Genomic DNA, 19,673 nt, shown 5'->3' with positions numbered 1-19,673 from the left:
GTTGCTAACTCTTAATCACCGGCCCCGGATATCATCATGAAATATTATACTCTCAACAATTCCCTCAGGATGCCCGCCCTGGGCCTCGGCACCTGGAAATCAAAGAGCGGTGAAGCCAAAAAAGCGGTAACCTCTGCTCTTGAAGCGGGTTATCTGCATATCGACTGCGCGCCGATCTACAAAAACGAAAAGGAAATCGGCGAGGCTCTCCATGGTGCTGTTACCGGAAACATTGTCACCCGGGAGAAGCTGTGGGTAACCTCCAAACTGTGGAACAATGCCCATGCTCCAAGACATGTGCGACCGGCGCTTGAGAGAACCCTGAGTGATCTTCAGCTCGAATACCTCGACCTCTTCCTTATCCACTGGCCGGTGCATTTCCGACAGGACATAGAGTTTCCGAGAAAACCGGAGGAATTTCTGCATCCGGACGACATCGAGTTTATTGAGACATGGCAGGCAATGGAAAAAATGGTGAAAAAAGGGCTTTGCCGAGCCATCGGCGTATGCAACTTCAGCCTGCTAAAACTCAAAACCCTCGTCAGCCAGGCCGCCATACCTCCCGCTGTCAACCAGATTGAACTGCACCCCTACCTGCCGCAACCGGAAATGGTGGCCTTCTGCAGCGCCACCGGTATCGTCCCGACCGCCTTTTCCCCCCTGGGCTCTCCCGACCGACCGGCCGCTCTGAAAAAATCGGGGGAACCGGTCCTGCTGGACCATCCGGAGATACTGGACATAGCCACACAGGCCGGCTGTACCCCCGCACAGCTGCTCATCCGCTGGGCACTGCACCGCAACTGTGCGGTTATCCCCAAATCAACCCATCCAGCGAGAATCAGGGAAAACCTGGAGGCCCAGGAGCTGGTGGTGGACCGGGGAACGTTGCAGAAGCTGGACTCCATCTCCACCAGCTTCCGCTTTGTCGACGGCGCATTTTTCTGTTCTCCAGGCTCCCCGTACAGTCTTGATTATCTGTGGAACGACGAGTAATGTTCACCGGTCGATACCCATCCCCGCACAGTTTACCGAGAAGGAGGAAAAGTGAATCTTATCGACAGTCATTGTCACCTTGATGCACCGGAATTTGCCGGCAACGTAGAGCGGGTTCTGCAGGAGGCCAGGGAGGCCGGGGTCAACACCATGATTCTTCCCGGAGTCACGCACTTGGGGTGGAAACGGCTATTTGATATATGCCTGAGTTTTGACAATCTGTACGCGGCTCCCGGTATCCATCCCCTTTTCCTGCCGTCATCGGATCCAGCGCCAGTGCTTGCGGTCCTTGAGAAATGGCTGGACAACGCCAAAACCGTCGCCATCGGTGAAATCGGCCTCGACTACTATCCTCCCCATACAGACAGGGACCGCCAGCAGCAGCTGTTTGAAGCCCAGGTCGACCTTGGAGCCAGATACAGGCTGCCGATCCTTTTGCATGTACGCAAGGCCCACGATCAGGTACTGTCTACCCTCAGGCGGAAACACTTCAGGTACGGAGGCATCGTGCACGCCTTCGGCGGCAGCCTTCAACAGGCGAACCAGTACATCAAGCTCGGATTCGGCATTGGCATCGGCGGGACAGTCACCTATGACCGGGCACGAAAAATACGTGCCGTGGCAGCCGCAGTAGAGCTTGACAGCCTGGTGCTTGAAACCGATTCCCCCGACCTGGCCCCGGCAGCGCACAGGGATAGCCCCAATCTCCCCAAATATCTTCCCGAAATAGCCCGGCAGCTGGCCCGGCTAAGGGGTGAAACCACCGCCGCTATCGCCGACTGCACCACCGCAAACTGCTGCCGGCTGCTGCGGCTCCAGGGCCACACCCCGGAGCCCGCAGGTGAACGGCAGGCGAACTCCGGGCCTAGGGCATGAATCTTTTCCAGGCGATCGCGCAATAGCAGATAGCGACCAGGACCAGGGCGCAAAAGACAGCTGCGGAACCTATGTCTTTGGCCCGGCCGGACAGTTCGTGCTGTTCCGTTCCTATCCGGTCAACAACAGCTTCAACCGCTGAATTGAGCAGCTCGACAATCAGAACGAGAAAACAGCTGCCAATCAGCAGAAGACGCTGCTCAACCGTCTCGCCGAGCCAGATTCCAAGAGGTACGAACAGAACAAACAAGCCAAGTTCCTGGCGAAAGGCCGCTTCGTTACAAAAGGCGGCCTGCAACCCCTGCATGGAAAACCGGCCGGCCCTGATAATCCGCTTCACCCCCCCTCCGGGGGGTTTGTTCCTTGATTCACTCTTGTTTGCCGTCATGACCGCTATTGTATAAAAGAGATTGGTAAATCGCTACGATTTCACTACCGCCTTCATGACTATTTCAGCTATCCGCCCAGCGCCGGATGCTGTCGGGTGAAGCCCGTCAATGAACAACTTCGGCATATTTTCAAACGACGTTGTCACATCGATGAACTGCGTACCGGTCACCCGTGCCACCTCACGCACTTCCTCTGTCAGCTGGGCAACTCTTTCATTGCTTATGCCTGAAGGGGTAGCGTTATGCACCGGCGGGATAGAGCAGAGAAAAATCTGCGGTCCGGAGGGCAGCTGCTGCAGAATACGCACCATCTCGATATAGTCTTCGGTAAACTGTTCCCGGTACTGCCAGTTGCAGTCTTTGGTATCATTGGTTCCCAGAAGCAGGACAATCACATCGGGATGGGACGACAAGGCTGTGTCGAGCTCTTCCGAGAGCCAGTAGGGAATATCGCCTTTTTTCAGGATTGTTGCTCCGGGGACGCCGAGATTTGTCACCGTCAGCGAGTGTTGAGATATTTTTCCCAGCTGGCTCGGATAACTCTGTTTCCCGGGTGAGACAAGCTTATAGCCGGAGGTCAGGGAATCCCCGATGCAGAGCACCGCCAAAGTTTTCCGCGCGTCCTTGTCCGATGTCTTGACAGTACAGGAGTTCAGCACCAGTAAAACTACGGCACACCCGAGTATCATGAATATTTGTTTCATCTTCATGGCCAAAACGTAACGTTATATTTACAATCTTACTCCACCCTTTTCCGGATAACCCGTGCAGGAGTTCCGGTGGCAATGGAAAATGCGGGAATGTCCCTGGTGACAAGAGCGCCTGCGCCGATAACCGCCCCTTCCCCGACCTTGACCCCGTCCAGGATAGTCGCCCCGGCACCGATCCAGCTCCCCCGGCCCACCCTGACCTCGCCCCTGGAATAGATCCCCTGATCCATCACGGGAGTATCAAGGCGGTCCATATTATACCGAGCGCCTCCCAGGTAGCAGTTGCCGGCAATGAGAACGTTATCTTCAAGGACGATTCCCCCAGCGCTGGTCAGGATGCAGTGGGCGCCGATATCACATCCGTCGCCAATTGCCAGCAGCCCGGTTTTGGCCTGAACGACGCAGCCCTTGCTTACGATGACGTTGTCGCCGATCTCCATCCGGCTCAACTCACCGGTTCCGCCGTCAAGCAGGGTTCCGTCATCTATGGCGACATTGTCGCCCAAGGTAATATTTCCCGGGGTGCGCAGGGTGACCCCCCTGCCGAGGATAAAATTTTTCCCGCAACCGCTGAACAGCGGCGCAATACAGAGCCTGCGAAGCAGGTAGCCCAACCCTCCACCCAGATTGGCCAGAAACAGCTGGCCAACCTCGAACTGGAGTAACTGGAGATATCCTTTATCTCCTCCAAGTACCTTGTGTTTATAGCGGCTTAAAGGATCCCCTCCACAGTGAAGCTCTTTTGAGAGGTTGTTCTTGTCGATCCTTCGGCCATCTGGTGAATGTTCACAAACCACTTCTTTTGCCAACTCCTGTCAGAAAAAACTTGTAGCGCTGCATATAAACATCCGCTTCTGGACAGCACCCTGCAACATCGAGCGCTGTTTTAAGAAATAAGCGAAACCGTATCACAGTTGACATCCTTAAACAATTATTTTTATGGCAGTTCTGCGACAACCTTTGTGCAGACGGTAAAAATGTTACAGCTTTTTCTAATTTTTTTTTGCTGCCCGCAACCGGCTTTCCCGCCACGGTTTCCAGGACCTGGCAATACAGCCCTTCTTGACGAAGAAGTCCGGTTTGTGGTGTTATATCTGTAACGAACGTGTTGTACAACAACCGGAGACCGCTATGGTTCAGTCACGTGCCGACAAAGACAGCGAGGCGCTTGAGTTGTTCAGGCACCGAAACAGGCTACCACGCATTATACGGGAACAGGGCGTGGTGGGCAGTAAAGAGCAGAAGTACGCCTTTGTGTTCCGGACCTGCTGTTCCTTTCTTGCCGAAATATTTCACTGCTCCTCGGTCTGGGCCGCCACCATTGACGGCGAAGATGGCCAGCCGAAACAATTCGCCTGTTTCCCATCCTCACTGTGGAACTCTCCCACCCATGACGCCGTCATCGATCGTCTTGGCAAAACATTTGCGGGAAATCTGACAAGGTTTTCATCCCCGTTGAATCTTTCCCCCGATCCTGCCGGAACAGCAGCAAAATTTTCGCACCCTGCGCAAACCATGATCTGGCCGGTGAGATACCAACAGAAGATTTACGGTTTCGTGGTGATGGAATGGCAGCACAAGACTTTCCTGTCACCCCTGAAGAGTGAGTTTATCACAGGCGTTCTTGAAGAAATAGGCCGGGCGCTTCAGGCCGGCGACACCGCGCTCAAGCTCAAGCTTGAAAAAGACTTCAACAAAGAAATAGCCGACACCATCCAGGCTCTCATGGTGTCCATACGCCCATGCGGCACCATCGTCTCTTTTAACAAGAGAGCCGAGCAGGTAACCGGCTTTTTAGAAGAGGAAGTCGTTGAGAAATATTGGGTTGATGTGCTGATCGCTCCGGATAACAGGCTCAAATCCCAGCGGCTTTTTTCAGAAACCATCAAAGGCGCCCGCGCCAGCATCAACTTCAAGGCGCCACTGCTCACGAAAACCGGAGTGACAAGGCACATAAGCTGGCACAGTTCAATCAAACACGACATAGAAAAAGGCGAACTCGGCCTGGTAATGCTGGGGATCGACGAAACAGAGAGCACCGTTACCGGTCAGCAGCTGCACATGTTGACCGCCAGGTGGGAAAAAATATTCATCGCCATCCAGGACCCGGCGATGGTGGTGTCAAACGACAACAGGATCCTGGAGGCGAACCCGGCGACCTGCGCCGCCGCCAGAAAACGACGCGATGAGGTGATCGGCCTGAAGGTCTGTGATATTCTCCACGGCGGCCACGGCGAGAACACCCCGTGCCCCCTGGAACAGTTCATCGGTTACCAGAAAACGAGGATAACGGAAACGTACCTGCACGGCCTGCACGGCAGCTACATGCTAACCGTCAGTCCTCTGATCGAGGAGGACGGCGATATCAATGCCACATTCCTGCTCGCCCGCAACCTCACCGAAGAGGAAGTGATAAGAGCAGAGGCCATACGGACGGCACAGCTGGCAACCATAGGCGAACTCGCCTCTGGAGTGGCCCACGAGATCAACAACCCCATAAACGGCATCATCAATTACGCGCAGATCATTCTGGATGACCCACAGGATCCGGAAAACACGGACAACCTGCGAAACATCATCACCGAAAGCAAAAGAATTGCCTGTATCATCGCGAATCTGCTCGATTTTGCCCATCGCAGAAAAGAAAACCTCACCCTCTCACGGATAGAGAAAATAGTCGCCAACAGCCTGCAACTGGTGGCGCACCTGCTGAAAAAAGACGGTATCACCTGTTCCGTCTGCTACCCCAGCCCTCTGCCGCCGCTGATGTGCAACGAACAGCAGCTGCAGCAGGTTGTTCTCAATATGATAAGCAACGCCCGTTATGCGCTGAATAAACGTTTTGCCCATTCCTGTCCCGAAAAAATACTCGAAATATCCGGGGAACTGCTCAATATCAAATCCCGCCCGACGATCGTGCTGAAATTCACCGACCATGGCATCGGAATTGCAGAAAACATACAAAACAAACTGTTCGACCCCTTTTTTTCCACCAAACCAAAAGGCGAAGGAACCGGCCTGGGGTTGAGTATCAGCCATGGGCTGATAAGGGATCACGGCGGTACCATCAGGGTCAAGAGCAGGCCGGGAGAGTGGTCGACCTTCACCATCGAACTGCCGGTGCAACCGTTCTGAGGTGTGTTATGCAGTCATCGCGTTTTACAGGAATTGTTCTCACTGTTCAATTCGCAGTATTTATCGGTGCAGTGATCGTTGTGTCCACCACGGGGCAGCCGGACGCAGCTGGTTGGGCGACATTGACAACACTGCTTGGTATCGCGCTTTTCTGCTGCGTGCTGCTCACTTTTTATCTCTTTTACAGGCAACAGCAAAAAAGAGTCGAAAAGCTCAACGACCAACTGGCGCTGGAAAAAAAGGCCAACCACAATCTCCGGTGGCAGTTTGACCAGTCCATTGAAAAACGAACCCTGGAGCTCCAGATGGTAAACGGGGCATTACACAGGGAAATTGCTGAACGAATACAAGCCGAACAAGAGGCTTGCGGCCTGCAGAAACAGTTCAACCTGATCCTTGACTCCGCCGGGGAGGGAATACTCGGACTCGATAACCAGGGCAGGGTTATCTTCGTGAACAGAGCTGCCGCGCTCATGCTTGACCGGGAAGTTGAGGAGCTGCTCGGCAACACCCACCATGAACTCATTCACCACACACATCCCGACGGCACCGTTCATCCCGTTGAACAGTGCCCCATCTACATGGCGTACCGGGACGGCCAGGTTCATTACAAGAGCGGCGACGTTTTCTGGTGCAAAAACGGTTCCTCCTTTCCGGTTGAATATGTCAGCACTCCCATAAGAGAAAATGGTATGCTGACAGGCGCTGTCGTGGTTTTCAGGGATATGAATACGTACAAGTAGCAATTCACTCAAGGATGGGGATGGCAATGATACAGAGTGCAACCGGAGCGGCAATCCTGATTGTCGATGACGAAGTCAGCCTGAGAAACACTTTCCGGATATTTCTGCAACGAGCCGGCTACGAAACGGTTATAGCAGTCGCCTCCCCGGAAGAAGCCGTCAGGGAAGTTTCCCGCCAGATATTTGATCTCATCATCTGCGATATAGTGCTGGAAAATCAATCGGGTATAGATCTGTTCAAGAGATTCAGAAAACTCGGAGTCAACTGCCCGGTGGTCATCATCACCGGGTTTCCCCATGTGGAGACAGCGTCCGAGGCGGTTCGCCTTGGCGCTTTCGATTACCTCTCCAAACCGATCGAAAAAGACACTCTGCTCAAGACAGTCCGCCTGGCTATCAGCCATTATCACCTGGAACAGGAGAAGCAGGAAGCGGAAAGGGCTCGGGAACAGTACCGAAGCTTCCTCGAGACCATCTTCAAAAGCGTCTCGGACGGCATCGTCTCAGTCGACCAGCAGATGAAGGTTATGCAGGTGAACCAGGCTGCAGCAACGCTTTTCCAGGAGGTGGGGTTGTATATCTGCGAAGGCGACGGGTTTGACTCCGTCCTGCTCAGGCGACCGGTTTTGGCCCAGATAACAGAAAAAGTGGCGGAGGTTCTCAATAAAGGGACAGAACTGACCGACCATAGGGTTGAATGCTTTCTCGATGATGACAGGAAAAAACTGCTCAGCATCTGCATCTCCCCGCTGCACACCGGCGAGAAAAACGCTCCCGGTGCGGTGCTGGTGTTCAGGGACATAACCCGCAAGGAGCTGGTTCTGCCGCAAAAACGTACCCGTTTTCACCAGTTGATAGGTGCCAGCCCGCCCATGCAGAACGTCTATCTGCTAGTTGAAAACATCGGCAGAGTCGATACGACTGTACTGATAACGGGAGCAAGCGGCACCGGCAAGGAGTTGGTGGCAGGCGCCATCCACAAGGAGAGTTCAAGGCGCAACCGGCCGCTGGTCATGGTCGACTGCACGACGATACAGGACACCCTCCTTGAAAGCGAGCTGTTCGGCCATAAAAAAGGGGCTTTTACCGGAGCAAACGAAACCAGAGATGGACGAATTCTCCAGGCGGATGGAGGCACCCTCTTTCTCGATGAGATTGGCGACATCTCAAAAACCATGCAGCTTCGCCTGTTGCGCTTTCTGCAGGAAAAAACCTTTTATCCGGTGGGCAGTGACAGAAAAGTCCAGGTCGACGTCAGGGTCGTGGCAGCAACCAACGTGGATCTAAAAAAAAAGGTGGCAAGGGGAGAGTTTCGCGAAGATCTCTATTTCCGCCTGCTGGTCATCGATATCAACCTGCCGCTGTTAAAAGATAGAAAGGAAGATATAGAGCTGCTCACCCACCACTTCATTACCCGCTATGCCCAGAAAGTACATAAGAACATAACCGGCATCTCGGAACAGGCCCTTGAACTCCTTGGCGGCTACCACTGGCCCGGCAATGTCAGACAGCTCAAGCACTTTATCGAAAGAGCCTGCATACTCTGCCACGACACAACCATCTCAACAGAACACCTGCCGCAGGAAATCGCCGGAGAAACGATTCCAGCTAACATCAATCCACTTTCTTCCGCCGACGACGACAAAACCGCCGACCTGGTGGAACAGGCCGATGATAACAGCAGACAGCAACTTACGGGTGAAATAGTCAACGCCCTGCGAAGAGCGGGCGGCAACAAGGCCAAAGCTGCAAGAATACTTAACGTAAACCGTTCGACACTCTACCGCAAGATGCGCGAACTCCATATCGATATCGATCTTTTTTCCGGCTGAGACCATGGAACAGAAGTGTTGCAACACTTCTGTTCCATGCACCATAACTGTTCATTTTCCCTTCCCGATTTTTCCCTGACTCCAGGAAAGGCCAACAGGTTTTCCCACCACCCCGGCAAAGATATCACAACAGTAACAGCAGACCTGTTTCGAACGGTTGCCGGAATGGCATGTCATATGCTTCTGAAAGATTAAACAAGACAGGGGGTATTGTAAATTTTTCTGCAACAGAAGAGTTCTGCGATGAAAAAATACCAAGGTTTTACAACCGGCAAACCGTTTTCCAGCGAACAGGCCTGCGTGGCCTACCTGTTCCGCAAACGCTGGCCCTGGGGGTTCAGGTGTCCTTTCTGCGGTATTATGCAGCGGCAAACCGCTCCGGCGTATGTGGTGGTCTGCAGGTATTGCCGCAAACAGACCTCAATTACAGCCAATACCCTGATGCACGGCAGCAAAAAAAACCTGGTCGCCTGGATACGGGTTGCCCGGCAATTCTGTTCCACCCCTCAAGGACTCAGTGCCAGGGAACTCCAGCGGCTGATGGCACTTTCATGTTACCAGACGGCCTGGAACTGGCTGCAGAAGATCAGGCGGGCGGCGGCGTTTGCGGAAAGCGCGCCGTGCCACGGCACCGTCCTGTTTACCGTGCACCAATTACCGGCCTCAATATGTGTTGGTCCGGACGCTGTTTATATCGGCCTGGCAATGGAGCTTGACCGCGGCAACGAGCGCCGCATCCGCCAGACCAGGCTGAATTCTGGGTCAATGGACGAAGTTGCCCGGGCGATAGGCGTTCTTGTCGAAAAAAACGCAACCCTTGTGACAACAACGCCCGGCCTACTGTCGGCAAACATTGCACCAGCCGGCGAGAATTGGCGGCAACCGACCCAGGACCAGCTGGAAAAAAGCGACCTTCTCTTTGACAGAACCGTAGCCTGGCTCAAGACGGTATACAGGGGCACCATCTCCCTGCGCCACCTCCAGGGATATCTGGACGAATTCTGTTTCCGCTGCAACACCTCCTCCTGGAGCGATGACCTGGCGGTGCTCGACCATCTTCTGACTGGGCTGATATCCCAGTCTGTCACGGCCGCAAACCATCCCACAGCCACAGCCAGGGAGGTGAGCCATGATTAACAGGGTACAGGCAGCGCTGCTGCTGGTGTGTTTAACTCTTCTCGGTTTGCTGAGCTACAATGCATGGCTTTTGGCAACGACCCCGCCCGAGGTCACCTACAGTGAATTTATCGCCAACCTGCAAAAAGGAAAAATCACTTCCGTCCACCTGCGCGGTGCCGAGATCACCGGCGAATACGATTCCGGAGAACCTTTTTCAAGCTATTGTCCGGACCCGTCCGGCCTGGTCCGGCAGCTGTTGGACAATAACGTCGCCATAACGGCCGACGCGCCGCCCACACTTTTTGCAAAAATCGTCCATATGATGTTTGCGCTTTTTACCATGGCGGCGCTGTGGACACTTCTTACCAAGCGTTCCCCCCGCGAACTCTTCAAGGTGAAGGAGAAAGGATTCCAGGCAACAACCAGCCAGGCCGACCGCAAGACCTTTGGCGATGTCGCCGGTATTGACGAGGTTGCAGAAGAGTTGCGGGAAATAGTCGATTTTCTCAAACACCACGAAACCTACAACCTCCTTGGTGGACATATCCCCAGGGGGGTGCTGCTCCAGGGACCTCCCGGTACCGGCAAGACGCTGCTCGCCAAGGCCATTGCCGGAGAAGCCTCCGTCCCTTTCTACCACATCGGCGGTTCCGATTTTGTCGAGATGTTTGCCGGAGTCGGAGCCCTGAGGGTCAGGGAACTGTTCAGCACGGCCAAGAAAAACTCTCCCTGCATTGTTTTCATCGACGAAATCGACGCTATCGGCGGCCGGCGAAGCGGCGGACAGAACGGTTCCCATGAAGAACGGGAACAGACCCTCAACGCCCTGCTCGTGGAAATGGACGGGTTTGCAAGCAACGAAACGGTGATAGTTATAGCTGCCACCAACCGTCCCGACATTCTCGACCCCGCACTGTTGCGCCCCGGAAGATTTGATCGACAGCTGACCGTTTCCCTCCCGAGCCTGCGCGGCAGGGTAAAGATCCTTGAAGTACACACGAGACAAATCACCGTCTCGGAGACTCTCAACCTGACCGTTATCGCCCAGGGCATTCCCGGGTTCAACGGCGCCGATATTGCCAATCTGGTCAATGAAGCGGCCCTTACCGCCGCCAGGAAGAAAAAGCAGGCGGTTGGAATGGATGATTTTGAAGAAGCAAAAGACAAAATCATCATGGGGCTGGAAAGAAAAAACAGCGCCATAAACGAGCAGGAAAGAAGAATAACAGCCTACCACGAGTCCGGCCATGCTCTTGTCGCCTGGCTCCTTCCCGAGACGGATTCACTCCACAAGATCACCATCATCCCGCGAGGAATAGCCCTCGGGCTGACGCAACAGCTCCCCCTTGAAGACCGTTACACCTATTCCCTGAAATACCTGATGAACAAAATCAAGGTGCTGCTAGGGGGACGAATCGCGGAAAAACTGGTCTTTAACCACCTGTCTACCGGGGCTGCAAACGACCTTGGCGCAGCGACCGACATCGCCCTTCGATTGGTCAGCGAATGGGGGATGAGTTCGATCCTTGGTCCTGCAGTCTATCGCCGTAAACAACATCAATTCCTCGGAGACAATAGTGTCACAGGCCCTTTAAGCGAAGCAACCTGCAGGGAAATAGAACTGGAAGTGCGCAGGATAATAAACGAATGTTACGCCGAAACGGAGGAGTTGCTGCGGAGTCACAACCGTCTACTCCACGACTTGGCGGAAGTTCTTCTCATAAACGAAACGATAGACGCCGAAGAAATGGAAATCATCATGGAGTGCCGAAACCGCACGGAGAAAGAATGAACCTCAATCGGCCGCGGCAACCATTTGCGTTGACACGGGGCCGGAAAACAAAGGAGCATGAATATGGTCAGAGTAAAAATCGATCTTTTTCCGTTGTTGTCGCTGTTTTTCATTATATTTCCGGTGATGCCCACCACAGCCGCTTTCGCTGCCGCCGTCGCGTCAACGGTCACCATCGACGCCTTGCAGGAACTGTACACCCCGGTGGATTTTGACCACCTGGCCCACGCTGAAATGTATAACTGCACATCCTGCCACCACCACACCACCGGAACCACCATGCAGGACGAGAAGTGCCTCAAGTGTCATAAAAACTCACCGGCAACAGCAAATGTCTCCTGCAGCAGCTGCCATCACCGCCGCTCAACCGCTCTGGACGGTGCTGAACCACACGGCAACTATCACATCGACATCGTCGGCCTCAAGGGAGCCCTGCACCTGAACTGCCTCGGGTGCCATCGTGAAACCGGGGCACCGTGCGGATGCATTGAATGCCACGATTATACCGAGGCCGGCCGGAAGCGCTTTGCCGTTCAGGAAAACTGAGGGAGACATCAAGGACAATCCCCAAAGACAAGCATGGAGGCAAAACAATGAAAACCCAGACCAGCCGTAGAACGTTGCTGAAAAAAGGTCTTGGCTCAGCCGCGGCAGCTATCTTTCTGCGCGCCAAAACGGCCAGGTCACACAACATAAAAAGATACCCGAACAGCTGCGGAGTCCTGGTCGATATGACCCGCTGCATTGGCTGCAGGAGTTGCGAAGCCGCGTGCAACGCCGAGCAGAAACTGCCGTCCCCGGCGCTTCCGTTTGACGACCGGTCACTATTTGCTCAAGGCCGACATGGCAGCAAAAGACGTACCGACGAGAACCACTTCACCGTCATCAACCGCTACGATCCCCCGGAAATCGACCATCCGCTGTTTAGAAAAATTCAGTGCAACCACTGCCAGGAACCGGCCTGTTTGTCGTCCTGTTTTGTCAACGCTTACACCAAGACCCCGGAAGGTGCGGTGATCTATAACCCCGATGTCTGCGTCGGCTGCAGGACCTGCATGATAGCCTGTCCTTTTTACATCCCTGCTTTCAGGTACTCAAGCGCTCTTCACCCGCAAATCGTCAAGTGCCAGTTCTGTTACGAGACCAGGCTCAAGAACAACCTTCTCCCGGCCTGTGTCGAGGCATGCCCCCAAGAGGCGCTGCTGTTTGGTAAACGTGAAAAGCTGATAAAAATAGCCAGACACAGGATCAGAAACGACAGGGACCGCTATGTGGACCATATCTACGGTGAATATGAGGCAGGCGGCACTTCATGGCTTTATCTCTCAAGCGTGGAATTCGATCAGGTCGGTTTCGATACGACCATCCCCCACGAACCGATCCTTAATTCGGTAAAGAATTTTCTCGCCATGGTACCAATGGTGCTCACCATTTGGCCGCCGCTTTTTGCCGGATTCCACCTCCTTGCCGCCCGCCGGGCAAGAGCTGAGAAAACGCGCCAGGAAAACAACAGGGAGAAAGCAGATGAAGATGTTTAACCCGGAAAATGTTCACCTACCGGTATCCGGATCGAAAAAAAATGACGGATCACCATGGTCTTTCCAGGATAAGGTGCTGCTCGGCCTGACTCCGAGGCAATATCTGAGCCAACTCTGCCGCAACCGGGTAAACTGGCTGCTGGTGTTAATTTTTGGTGTCGGTATCCCCCTAATCGTACAACGATATTTTTATGGTCTTGCAGCCGTTACCCACGGTTCCAACGACTATCCATGGGGACTCTTTCTCGGGTTTGGCCTGTTCGGCATGGTACCACTATCCGCCTCCGGTTTCCTGCTGGGCACCACGGTCACGCTTTTCGGGCGAAAAGACTTCCACCCCATTGAAAGACTCGCCCTGCTCAACGGTCTGCTCGGTTATTTTTTTGCGGTCGTCTATCTGCTTGTTGACCTGGGCATGCCCTGGCGTCTTGCCTACCCGATGTTCGTTTCCCTGGGTCCGGCCGCCGTGCTTTTTCTGGTGGCCTGGCATGTGGCCACCTATCTCTCCGTCCAGATTGCCGAACTGCTCCCAGCCCTTTTTGAATGGCTCAACAGACCCGCATGGAAACATTATATCGCGAAAATCTCCCTGGGGCTGACAATTGCGGGAATTATACTTTCCACCCTGCATCAGGGCGCGCTGGGAGCGCTTTTTACCTATGCTCCGACCAAGATCCACCCTCTCTGGCTGTCCACCGACTTTCAATGGATTCATTTTCTCTGTTCGGCGGTTTTCGGCGGATTGTCCATGGTGATAATAAGCTCCTTCCTGATTAGCCGCTACGCTTCCTGGCGTTGCGGCAAAGAGTTCAGCTCCACTCTCCACGACATCACTCTCGGCCTTGGCAAGGGCGCATCCTATGCCGTCTTTACCTATCTGGTTATCAAAATAGTGGCTATTGCCCACGACAACGAATGGGAATACCTGCTCACTGCCTGGGGAGGCTACTTTCTGCTGGAAATCGCTATAGGTGTGGTTATTCCGCTGATTCTTTTCGCCAGGGGAGTCCGGCGGGGTTCGGTGACAACTGTCCGCTGGGCTGCGGCAATCGCGGTGATCGGGATCATCTGGAATCGGCTCAACGTGGCAATCTATTGCTTTAACTACCAGCTATACCAGGAAGTGCCCCACTGGAAGGAGGTATGGCTGACAGTGACCCTCTATGCCCTCTACTTCATCGTGTACCGATTCATCGTCTACCGGCTGCCGATAGTCTTCACCTGGAACAAACAGTCACGCAAACCATAAAAACGTTACCTCTCTTACACCATATACAACACATCTGTGGCTGTCATACGACTCTGGGACGATACTGCAACACCTGTGACCAGAAACAGACCGCCATTAGCGACATCGTTGCGTGCCCCTCCGAAGAGTGGTGATATTTTCTTTTTTATTTCAACACTATACCTAGCCAATCGCAAATTCACGAGGGTGTCCGGGAAGCACGGTTCTGGCACGGCGGATGCAATCCATTCATTAAAGAATGGTTATGCGATGCACATTACACCAGGAGCTCCACCAGAAACTATCCATTAAAAAAAGGGAGGCCACCATGAAGACGCAAGGCAGCACAATTTTCAGCATATTCCTGATAACTACCGGATCCCTTTTCGGGATTTGGGCAGCCGCGGCGCTTATCGGCGGACTTTACAGGGTGAACTGGGAGGTTACCGAGCTGGCCAGACAGTACCTGGTGGCCAGCGGGATGATCAAGCCGATCCATACCGTGGTGGATTTTTATACACACATCAAAGGGATCGAGTATATCCTCTGCCTCATATGCTTTGTAGCCTTTCCTCTTTTCTTCAAATACGTGAACGAGCGAAAAGTCAGCATCACCTCAAGGAAAAAGACGTCCCAAAAGAACCGATAGATCGGCGAGAGATACTGGGGAAAACGTGTAAATCACCGCCCCGAAACAGCCGGGGGCCGCGGCAGAAGCCAGCAACCCCCGGTCTTTGCATTTTATGAGTTGCAACCGTTTGCAGTCCCGGCCGGACCTTCATGCTAAAAACGCTCACCAATTACCCGCGATGGCTGCGGTTTATTTCCCCGCCATCATCGCGGCGATGTCTTCTGCAACGGTCCCTGTCGGCTTGATATCAAAATTCTCCACCAGCACGTCCAGAACCGCAGGTGAGATAAATGCGGGCAGCGTCGGTCCGAGACGGATTCCCTTCACCCCGAGATGGAGCAGCGCCAGGAGGACCGCGACGGCCTTCTGCTCATACCAGCCGATATCAAAGGAGATGGGCAGCTCGTTGATGTCGTCAAGCGCAAAAACCTCCTTGAGCTTGAGCGCAATCACCGCCAGGGAATAACTGTCATTGCACTGCCCCGCGTCAAGGATACGTGGGATACCGCCGATATCGCCAAGCTCAAGCTTGTTGTAGCGGTATTTGGCGCAGCCCGCTGTCAGTATGACGGTATCTGCCGGCAGCTGTTCGGCAACCTCGGTAAAATAGCCCCGTCCCTTCTGCCTGCCGTCGCACCCCGCCATAACGACGAATCTTTTTATCGCTCCGGACTTGACCGCCTCGACCACCTTGTCGGCAAGGGCGAGGACCTGGTTATGGGCAAATCCGCCGACAATCGTACCGGTTTCAATTTCATCGGGAGAAGCACATCCTTTCGCCTGTTCAATTATCGCCGAGAAATCCTTTGCTCCGTCGCCGATGCGGTCCCCGATATGGGTTGCCTCCGGATATCCGGAAACACCGGTTGTATAAAAACGCTCCAGGTAGCTGTTGGTCTTCTTGATCGGAATAATACAGTTGGTCGTCATCAGGATCGGACCGTTAAAGGTTTCGAAATCCTCGTTCTGGTGCCACCACGAGCTGCCGTAATTCCCCTTCAGGTTGTCGTATTTTTTGAACCCGGGATAATAGTTTGCCGGCAGCATCTCTCCATGGGTGTAGACATCCACCCCGGTTCCCTGGGTCTGGATAAGCAACTCCTCGAGATCTTTCAGGTCATGGCCGCTGACAAGGATTCCCGGCTTGTCCCCCACCCCGAGATTTACTTCACTGATTTCAGGATTCCCGTATGTTGACGTATTTGCCTCATCCAGCGCCGCCATGGCTGTCACCGCGACTTCCCCGGCCTTGAGCACCAGCGCAACCATCTCATCCACCGTCAGCTCTTCGGTGGTGGAAGCCAGGGCGTCGATGACAAAATCGTAAATTTCTTCCCGCTCCACCCCGAGCACCAAGGCATGATCCGCATAGGCGCCGATACCTTTCAACCCCAGTATCAACAGTTCCCGCAACGAGCGGACATCTTCATTGGCGGTTGCGAGCACCCCAACGGACACCGCTTTTTCCTGAAACGTTGAAACATCACTGGAAAACCAGAGCGCCGAGCCGTCCAGCTGCGAAGAAGTATCTTTTTTACCAAATCCGAGAAAACTACCGAGTCTTGCTAAAATGGAGCCCTTGTCCGCGGAAGAGGACATCGCGTCAAGTTTTTCCTTGAGCCGGCGCTTGACCCCCTGGGAGCGGCCGATCCAGTTTTCCAGGCTGGCGTTGTCGAAGTTGGCGTTGGTTATGGTGGTGAAAAGTCCCTGGATGAGCAAACGTCCGACTTCCTTCTCAACCTGGCCCCCCGCTCCCTTCAACCCCTTGGCAAGTAAGGCAATACCTTTAAGATCATATATCAGCAAGTCCTGAAGATTCGCGGTCGATTCCTGCTTGCCGCAGACACCCTTGACAGTACATCCGGAACCCTTGGCCGCCTCCTGGCATTGAAAACAGAACATAGCTACTCCTTGTTTGTCTTTGGTGATCACTGTCCCTGCTTGCGACCGGCAATAACGCCAACCCCAAAACAGCCGCAGTGGTGATTGCGGGAAACAGCTGTTTCCCGGTTAATAACTTTGCATGTGGCATCACATTATCAGCGAACCAACCGTTAATCCTTGACATGAATCAATTTTCACCACGAACATAAGATGTTTTTGCCTCGGCCCGGCCCTGCCGCAGTCAGGGAAGTCGTTCGTGAAGGATTATTTTCACTCATTGCTGCTGCAGTCTGCAGCCGGAGCTGGTATAACACAATCGTTGAAAAAGAATTTGCCAACCAACAAAGATCAAAGGAGAAATTGTGAAAGTTCTGACATTACAGGGTGGCGCAAGGAAAAATGGCAACACCGCGACGGTTCTTGGCTGGATAGAGGAAGAGCTGAAAAGACTGGGACACGAGATAACATCCCTGACCCTTCACGACAAGGATATCCGCGGGTGCCTGGCGTGCACCAAATGCAAGAAGACAACGGATGCGGTGGGATGCGTACAGCTGGACGATGCCCCGGCAATTCTGGACGACATGGTGAAAGCGGATCTGGTTCTGTTCACCTCGCCGCTCTATTTCTGGGGGCTTGCCGGCCCTCTTAAAACCTTTATCGACCGGACCTACAGCCTGTACACAAACTATCATCAGCCGGACCATGACTCCCTGGTAAAGGGCCAGCGACAGGGGCTTTTGGTTACCGGCGCAGGTCCTTTTGAAAATAACGCCGAACCTGTATTTACCGCCTTTGGCAGAATGCAGAAACCGCATATGGCCGTAAACGCGGGGGAACTCTATATCGGCTCCTGCTCTACCCCGGACAAGCTGACCGAAGAGAACAGGAAACAGGCGATTGATTTTGCCCGGTCGCTGGCTGGCGGCAACTAACTGTGTGTTTCCCCGGGCCCCCTCGCACTGCGCTGGAATCTATTGCTGCGCCACCGGAAAGGAATCCATGACGGGGGCCATGGCCGCGCCCAGCCAGGCGATTGTCTCGCCCAGATTTTTCATATTGGCAAGCGCTTCGATGTCGCCTGCGACCTCGCCCTGGGAAAGACCATAGCCCATGTTCCAGTAGGTAGAGCCGGGGACAATCATCTGGTTCATAAGAAACATATGGTTGATGGTATCGTACACGTGGGTGGCCCCGCCCCTTCGCGCGGCCACCACAGCGGCACCGATCTTGCCCCGAAAAGCCCGGCCATTGGCTACCGCCACAAACCCGGATCGATCGAGAAGTGCTTTCATTTCAGCGCTTACATCGGTAAAGTAGGTGGGTGAGCCGAGCAGTAGCGCATCGGCCTCTACCATCTGCGCCATCACGTCATTGAACATGTCGGTGGTCACCGAACAGGCCATGTTCTTCTTCTCAATACATTTACTGCAGGCACGGCAGCCGCTAATCGGTTTTCCGCCCACCTGAATCAATTTTGTTTTCCACCCCGCCCGCTCCAGCGGCTCAAGGGCGGTTTTCAACAAAATTTCAGTATTGCCGCCTTTTCTGGGGCTTCCGTTAATTGCCAGTGCAAACATAAGCGACTCTCCTTTTGTTATTGCCGCCATACCATCTTTTCTTTTTGAAAAAAATCAGACCATACCCGCCGCCCGAAAACATGAGTTTTAACGAACACCAGCTACTGTCTGGCACCAGTCTGGTGAAACGCTTTTTGTGATCACCCGACTGTTCGCGAATCAGGCATGGTTGCGCAGTTTCAGCTCTACCGGGTGCGGCGCCAGATAGTACTGCTGCTGCAGATAAGGTTCCTGGTATTTTCGCACATAATGATTCAGTATGGTGACCGGTACAATCAACGGCACCTGCTGGTACCTGAACCGCTCGATAAGCTCAAGAAGCTCCTGTTTTTCGTCGCCGGACAACATCTTTTTAAAATGTCCCATTATATGGGTCAACACGTTACAGTGTTTTTTTACCGTTGGCTTCAAGCGCATCGCCGCCATAAGTATCTCCTCGTAGGCGGCGAGACGATGTTCCGAAAGAGCCGATCCGGCCTCGGCTGCAATGCGTCCCAGCTGGCGGTAATGTCGTTCACTATGTGCCCTTAAGAGCATTTTGTGCCGGGCGTGAAATTCGACCAGTCGCCGGGCGGAAAAATTTTCCCGCACCTTGCGCCACCGCCGGTACACAAAGACTGATTCGATAAAATTTTCCCGAAGCACAATATCATGGAGGCGCCCCTCCTCCTCCACCGGTATCAGGGGAAACCTCTCCATAAAAATCCGGGCAAACAGTCCGACCCCAACGGACCGGGGAACACTGTTGGCATCGTAAACCTTTACCCGCTCCATTCCCGAGGATGGTGATTTCGATTTAAAAATAAAACCGCACAGATTCTCGTGTTCAAGCTGCCTCACTTTGTCCTCAGCCCATTGGACCATCCTTGCGGTGTGATCCTGCTGCGAACTGACCGTTACCAGCCGCGGAGATTCATGGTCGCCTACCAGCCTCATCGGCTCCCGCGGGACCGGCAGACCGCACTCCACTTCAGGGCAGACGGGTACAAATTCGAAATACTTTCCCAGGGTATCGGAGATATAACGATCATGTTTATGCCCGCCGTCGTAGCGAACCCTGTTGCCAAGCAAACATGAACTGATGCCCATTTTGATTTTTATCAGGCCTGTATCTTTCATAATCGATGCCCCTGTATTTTTGGCGTTGAATAGTTAACAGTATAGTATGAAAGAGCGATCAGGCAAGAAGAGGATTACAGCCAGTTTTTTACTTTCGGGAAAAA

At 53.7% G+C, this 19,673-nt stretch carries 19 protein-coding genes; 12 read left to right on the top strand and 7 right to left on the bottom strand.

What is annotated here, in order from left to right; genetic code table 11:
- The first annotated feature begins 36 nt into the window (after positions 1 to 36).
- Both BLQ17_RS12645 and BLQ17_RS12640 read left to right on the top strand, forming a co-directional pair.
- Positions 37 to 993 (top strand): aldo/keto reductase, encoded by a 957-nt coding sequence (locus BLQ17_RS12645; protein WP_092223396.1) that lies wholly within the window; start codon positions 37 to 39, stop codon positions 991 to 993.
- A 51-nt stretch (positions 994 to 1,044) separates the two neighbouring features.
- Positions 1,045 to 1,869 carry a TatD family hydrolase gene (locus tag BLQ17_RS12640; RefSeq protein ID WP_092223394.1) on the top strand — a complete coding sequence of 275 codons (825 nt, stop codon included), beginning with the start codon at positions 1,045 to 1,047 and terminating at the stop codon, positions 1,867 to 1,869.
- Here BLQ17_RS12640 and BLQ17_RS12635 read toward each other — a convergent pair.
- The 4 genes from BLQ17_RS12635 to BLQ17_RS22265 are packed head-to-tail and all read right to left on the bottom strand — an operon-like array spanning position 1,859 to position 4,084.
- Positions 1,859 to 2,257 carry a diacylglycerol kinase gene (locus tag BLQ17_RS12635; RefSeq protein WP_092223392.1) on the bottom strand — a complete coding sequence of 133 codons (399 nt, stop codon included), beginning with the start codon at positions 2,255 to 2,257 and terminating at the stop codon, positions 1,859 to 1,861. The genes BLQ17_RS12640 and BLQ17_RS12635 overlap by 11 nt on opposite strands.
- Before the next feature lie 33 nt (positions 2,258 to 2,290).
- Positions 2,291 to 2,962: a GDSL-type esterase/lipase family protein gene (locus BLQ17_RS12630; protein WP_176761210.1), complete on the bottom strand. Its 672-nt coding sequence runs from the start codon at positions 2,960 to 2,962 to the stop codon at positions 2,291 to 2,293.
- Positions 2,963 to 2,997: 35 nt separating this feature from the next.
- Positions 2,998 to 3,765: an acyltransferase gene (locus BLQ17_RS12625; protein WP_143005504.1), complete on the bottom strand. Its 768-nt coding sequence runs from the start codon at positions 3,763 to 3,765 to the stop codon at positions 2,998 to 3,000.
- Positions 3,755 to 4,084, bottom strand: a complete 330-nt coding sequence (locus BLQ17_RS22265) for a hypothetical protein (RefSeq protein ID WP_143005503.1) — start codon at positions 4,082 to 4,084, stop codon at positions 3,755 to 3,757. The genes BLQ17_RS12625 and BLQ17_RS22265 overlap by 11 nt, the downstream gene beginning before the upstream one ends.
- Before the next feature lie 15 nt (positions 4,085 to 4,099).
- Between BLQ17_RS22265 and BLQ17_RS12620 the strand changes: the two genes are divergently transcribed.
- The 9 genes from BLQ17_RS12620 (at position 4,100) to BLQ17_RS12580 (ending at position 15,004) form a co-directional block, all read left to right on the top strand.
- A complete protein-coding gene (locus BLQ17_RS12620; protein WP_092223386.1) occupies positions 4,100 to 6,103 on the top strand; it encodes a PAS domain-containing sensor histidine kinase in 2,004 nt (667 codons plus the stop codon).
- An 8-nt stretch (positions 6,104 to 6,111) separates the two neighbouring features.
- Positions 6,112 to 6,846: a PAS domain-containing protein gene (locus BLQ17_RS12615; protein ID WP_092223384.1), complete on the top strand. Its 735-nt coding sequence runs from the start codon at positions 6,112 to 6,114 to the stop codon at positions 6,844 to 6,846.
- Between the two features lie 26 nt (positions 6,847 to 6,872).
- Entirely contained in the window at positions 6,873 to 8,678 is a 1,806-nt protein-coding gene (locus BLQ17_RS12610) for a sigma-54 dependent transcriptional regulator (RefSeq protein ID WP_092223481.1), read from the top strand.
- A gap of 243 nt (positions 8,679 to 8,921) precedes the next feature.
- Positions 8,922 to 9,815, top strand: a complete 894-nt coding sequence (locus tag BLQ17_RS12605; protein WP_092223382.1) for a transposase — start codon at positions 8,922 to 8,924, stop codon at positions 9,813 to 9,815.
- Entirely contained in the window at positions 9,808 to 11,589 is a 1,782-nt protein-coding gene (ftsH, locus tag BLQ17_RS12600; protein WP_092223380.1) for an ATP-dependent zinc metalloprotease FtsH, read from the top strand. The genes BLQ17_RS12605 and ftsH overlap by 8 nt, the downstream gene beginning before the upstream one ends.
- A gap of 63 nt (positions 11,590 to 11,652) precedes the next feature.
- Positions 11,653 to 12,135, top strand: a complete 483-nt coding sequence (locus BLQ17_RS12595; RefSeq protein ID WP_092223378.1) for a cytochrome c3 family protein — start codon at positions 11,653 to 11,655, stop codon at positions 12,133 to 12,135.
- A 47-nt stretch (positions 12,136 to 12,182) separates the two neighbouring features.
- Positions 12,183 to 13,127 (top strand): 4Fe-4S dicluster domain-containing protein, encoded by a 945-nt coding sequence (locus tag BLQ17_RS12590; RefSeq protein WP_092223376.1) that lies wholly within the window; start codon positions 12,183 to 12,185, stop codon positions 13,125 to 13,127.
- Complete coding sequence (locus BLQ17_RS12585; protein WP_092223375.1) at positions 13,114 to 14,376, top strand: polysulfide reductase NrfD family protein; 1,263 nt, start codon at positions 13,114 to 13,116, stop codon at positions 14,374 to 14,376. Before BLQ17_RS12590 ends, BLQ17_RS12585 begins: the two co-directional genes overlap by 14 nt.
- Positions 14,377 to 14,683: 307 nt before the next feature.
- A complete protein-coding gene (locus BLQ17_RS12580) occupies positions 14,684 to 15,004 on the top strand; it encodes a hypothetical protein (RefSeq protein ID WP_092223374.1) in 321 nt (106 codons plus the stop codon).
- Between the two features lie 171 nt (positions 15,005 to 15,175).
- Here BLQ17_RS12580 and hcp read toward each other — a convergent pair whose 3' ends face one another.
- On the bottom strand, positions 15,176 to 16,888 hold the full coding sequence (gene hcp / locus BLQ17_RS12575) for a hydroxylamine reductase (protein ID WP_092223373.1): 1,713 nt from the start codon (positions 16,886 to 16,888) through the stop codon (positions 15,176 to 15,178).
- Between the two features lie 344 nt (positions 16,889 to 17,232).
- Between hcp and BLQ17_RS12570 the strand changes: the two genes are divergently transcribed.
- Positions 17,233 to 17,805: a flavodoxin family protein gene (locus tag BLQ17_RS12570; protein ID WP_092223371.1), complete on the top strand. Its 573-nt coding sequence runs from the start codon at positions 17,233 to 17,235 to the stop codon at positions 17,803 to 17,805.
- A 39-nt stretch (positions 17,806 to 17,844) separates the two neighbouring features.
- Here BLQ17_RS12570 and BLQ17_RS12565 read toward each other — a convergent pair whose 3' ends face one another.
- Together BLQ17_RS12565 and BLQ17_RS12560 are read right to left on the bottom strand one after the other, a co-directional pair.
- On the bottom strand, positions 17,845 to 18,450 hold the full coding sequence (locus BLQ17_RS12565; RefSeq protein ID WP_092223369.1) for a flavodoxin family protein: 606 nt from the start codon (positions 18,448 to 18,450) through the stop codon (positions 17,845 to 17,847).
- Positions 18,451 to 18,609: 159 nt separating this feature from the next.
- Positions 18,610 to 19,569 carry a YbgA family protein gene (locus BLQ17_RS12560; RefSeq protein ID WP_092223367.1) on the bottom strand — a complete coding sequence of 320 codons (960 nt, stop codon included), beginning with the start codon at positions 19,567 to 19,569 and terminating at the stop codon, positions 18,610 to 18,612.
- Positions 19,570 to 19,673 lie beyond the last annotated feature (104 nt).

The sequence above is a fragment of the Desulforhopalus singaporensis genome, assembly GCF_900104445.1.
In the GTDB taxonomy this organism is placed as follows: Bacteria; Desulfobacterota; Desulfobulbia; order Desulfobulbales; family Desulfocapsaceae; genus Desulforhopalus_A; species Desulforhopalus_A singaporensis.
The sequence above is the reverse complement of the archived record's forward strand: the minus strand, read 5'-3'. Positions and strand labels throughout refer to the sequence as shown.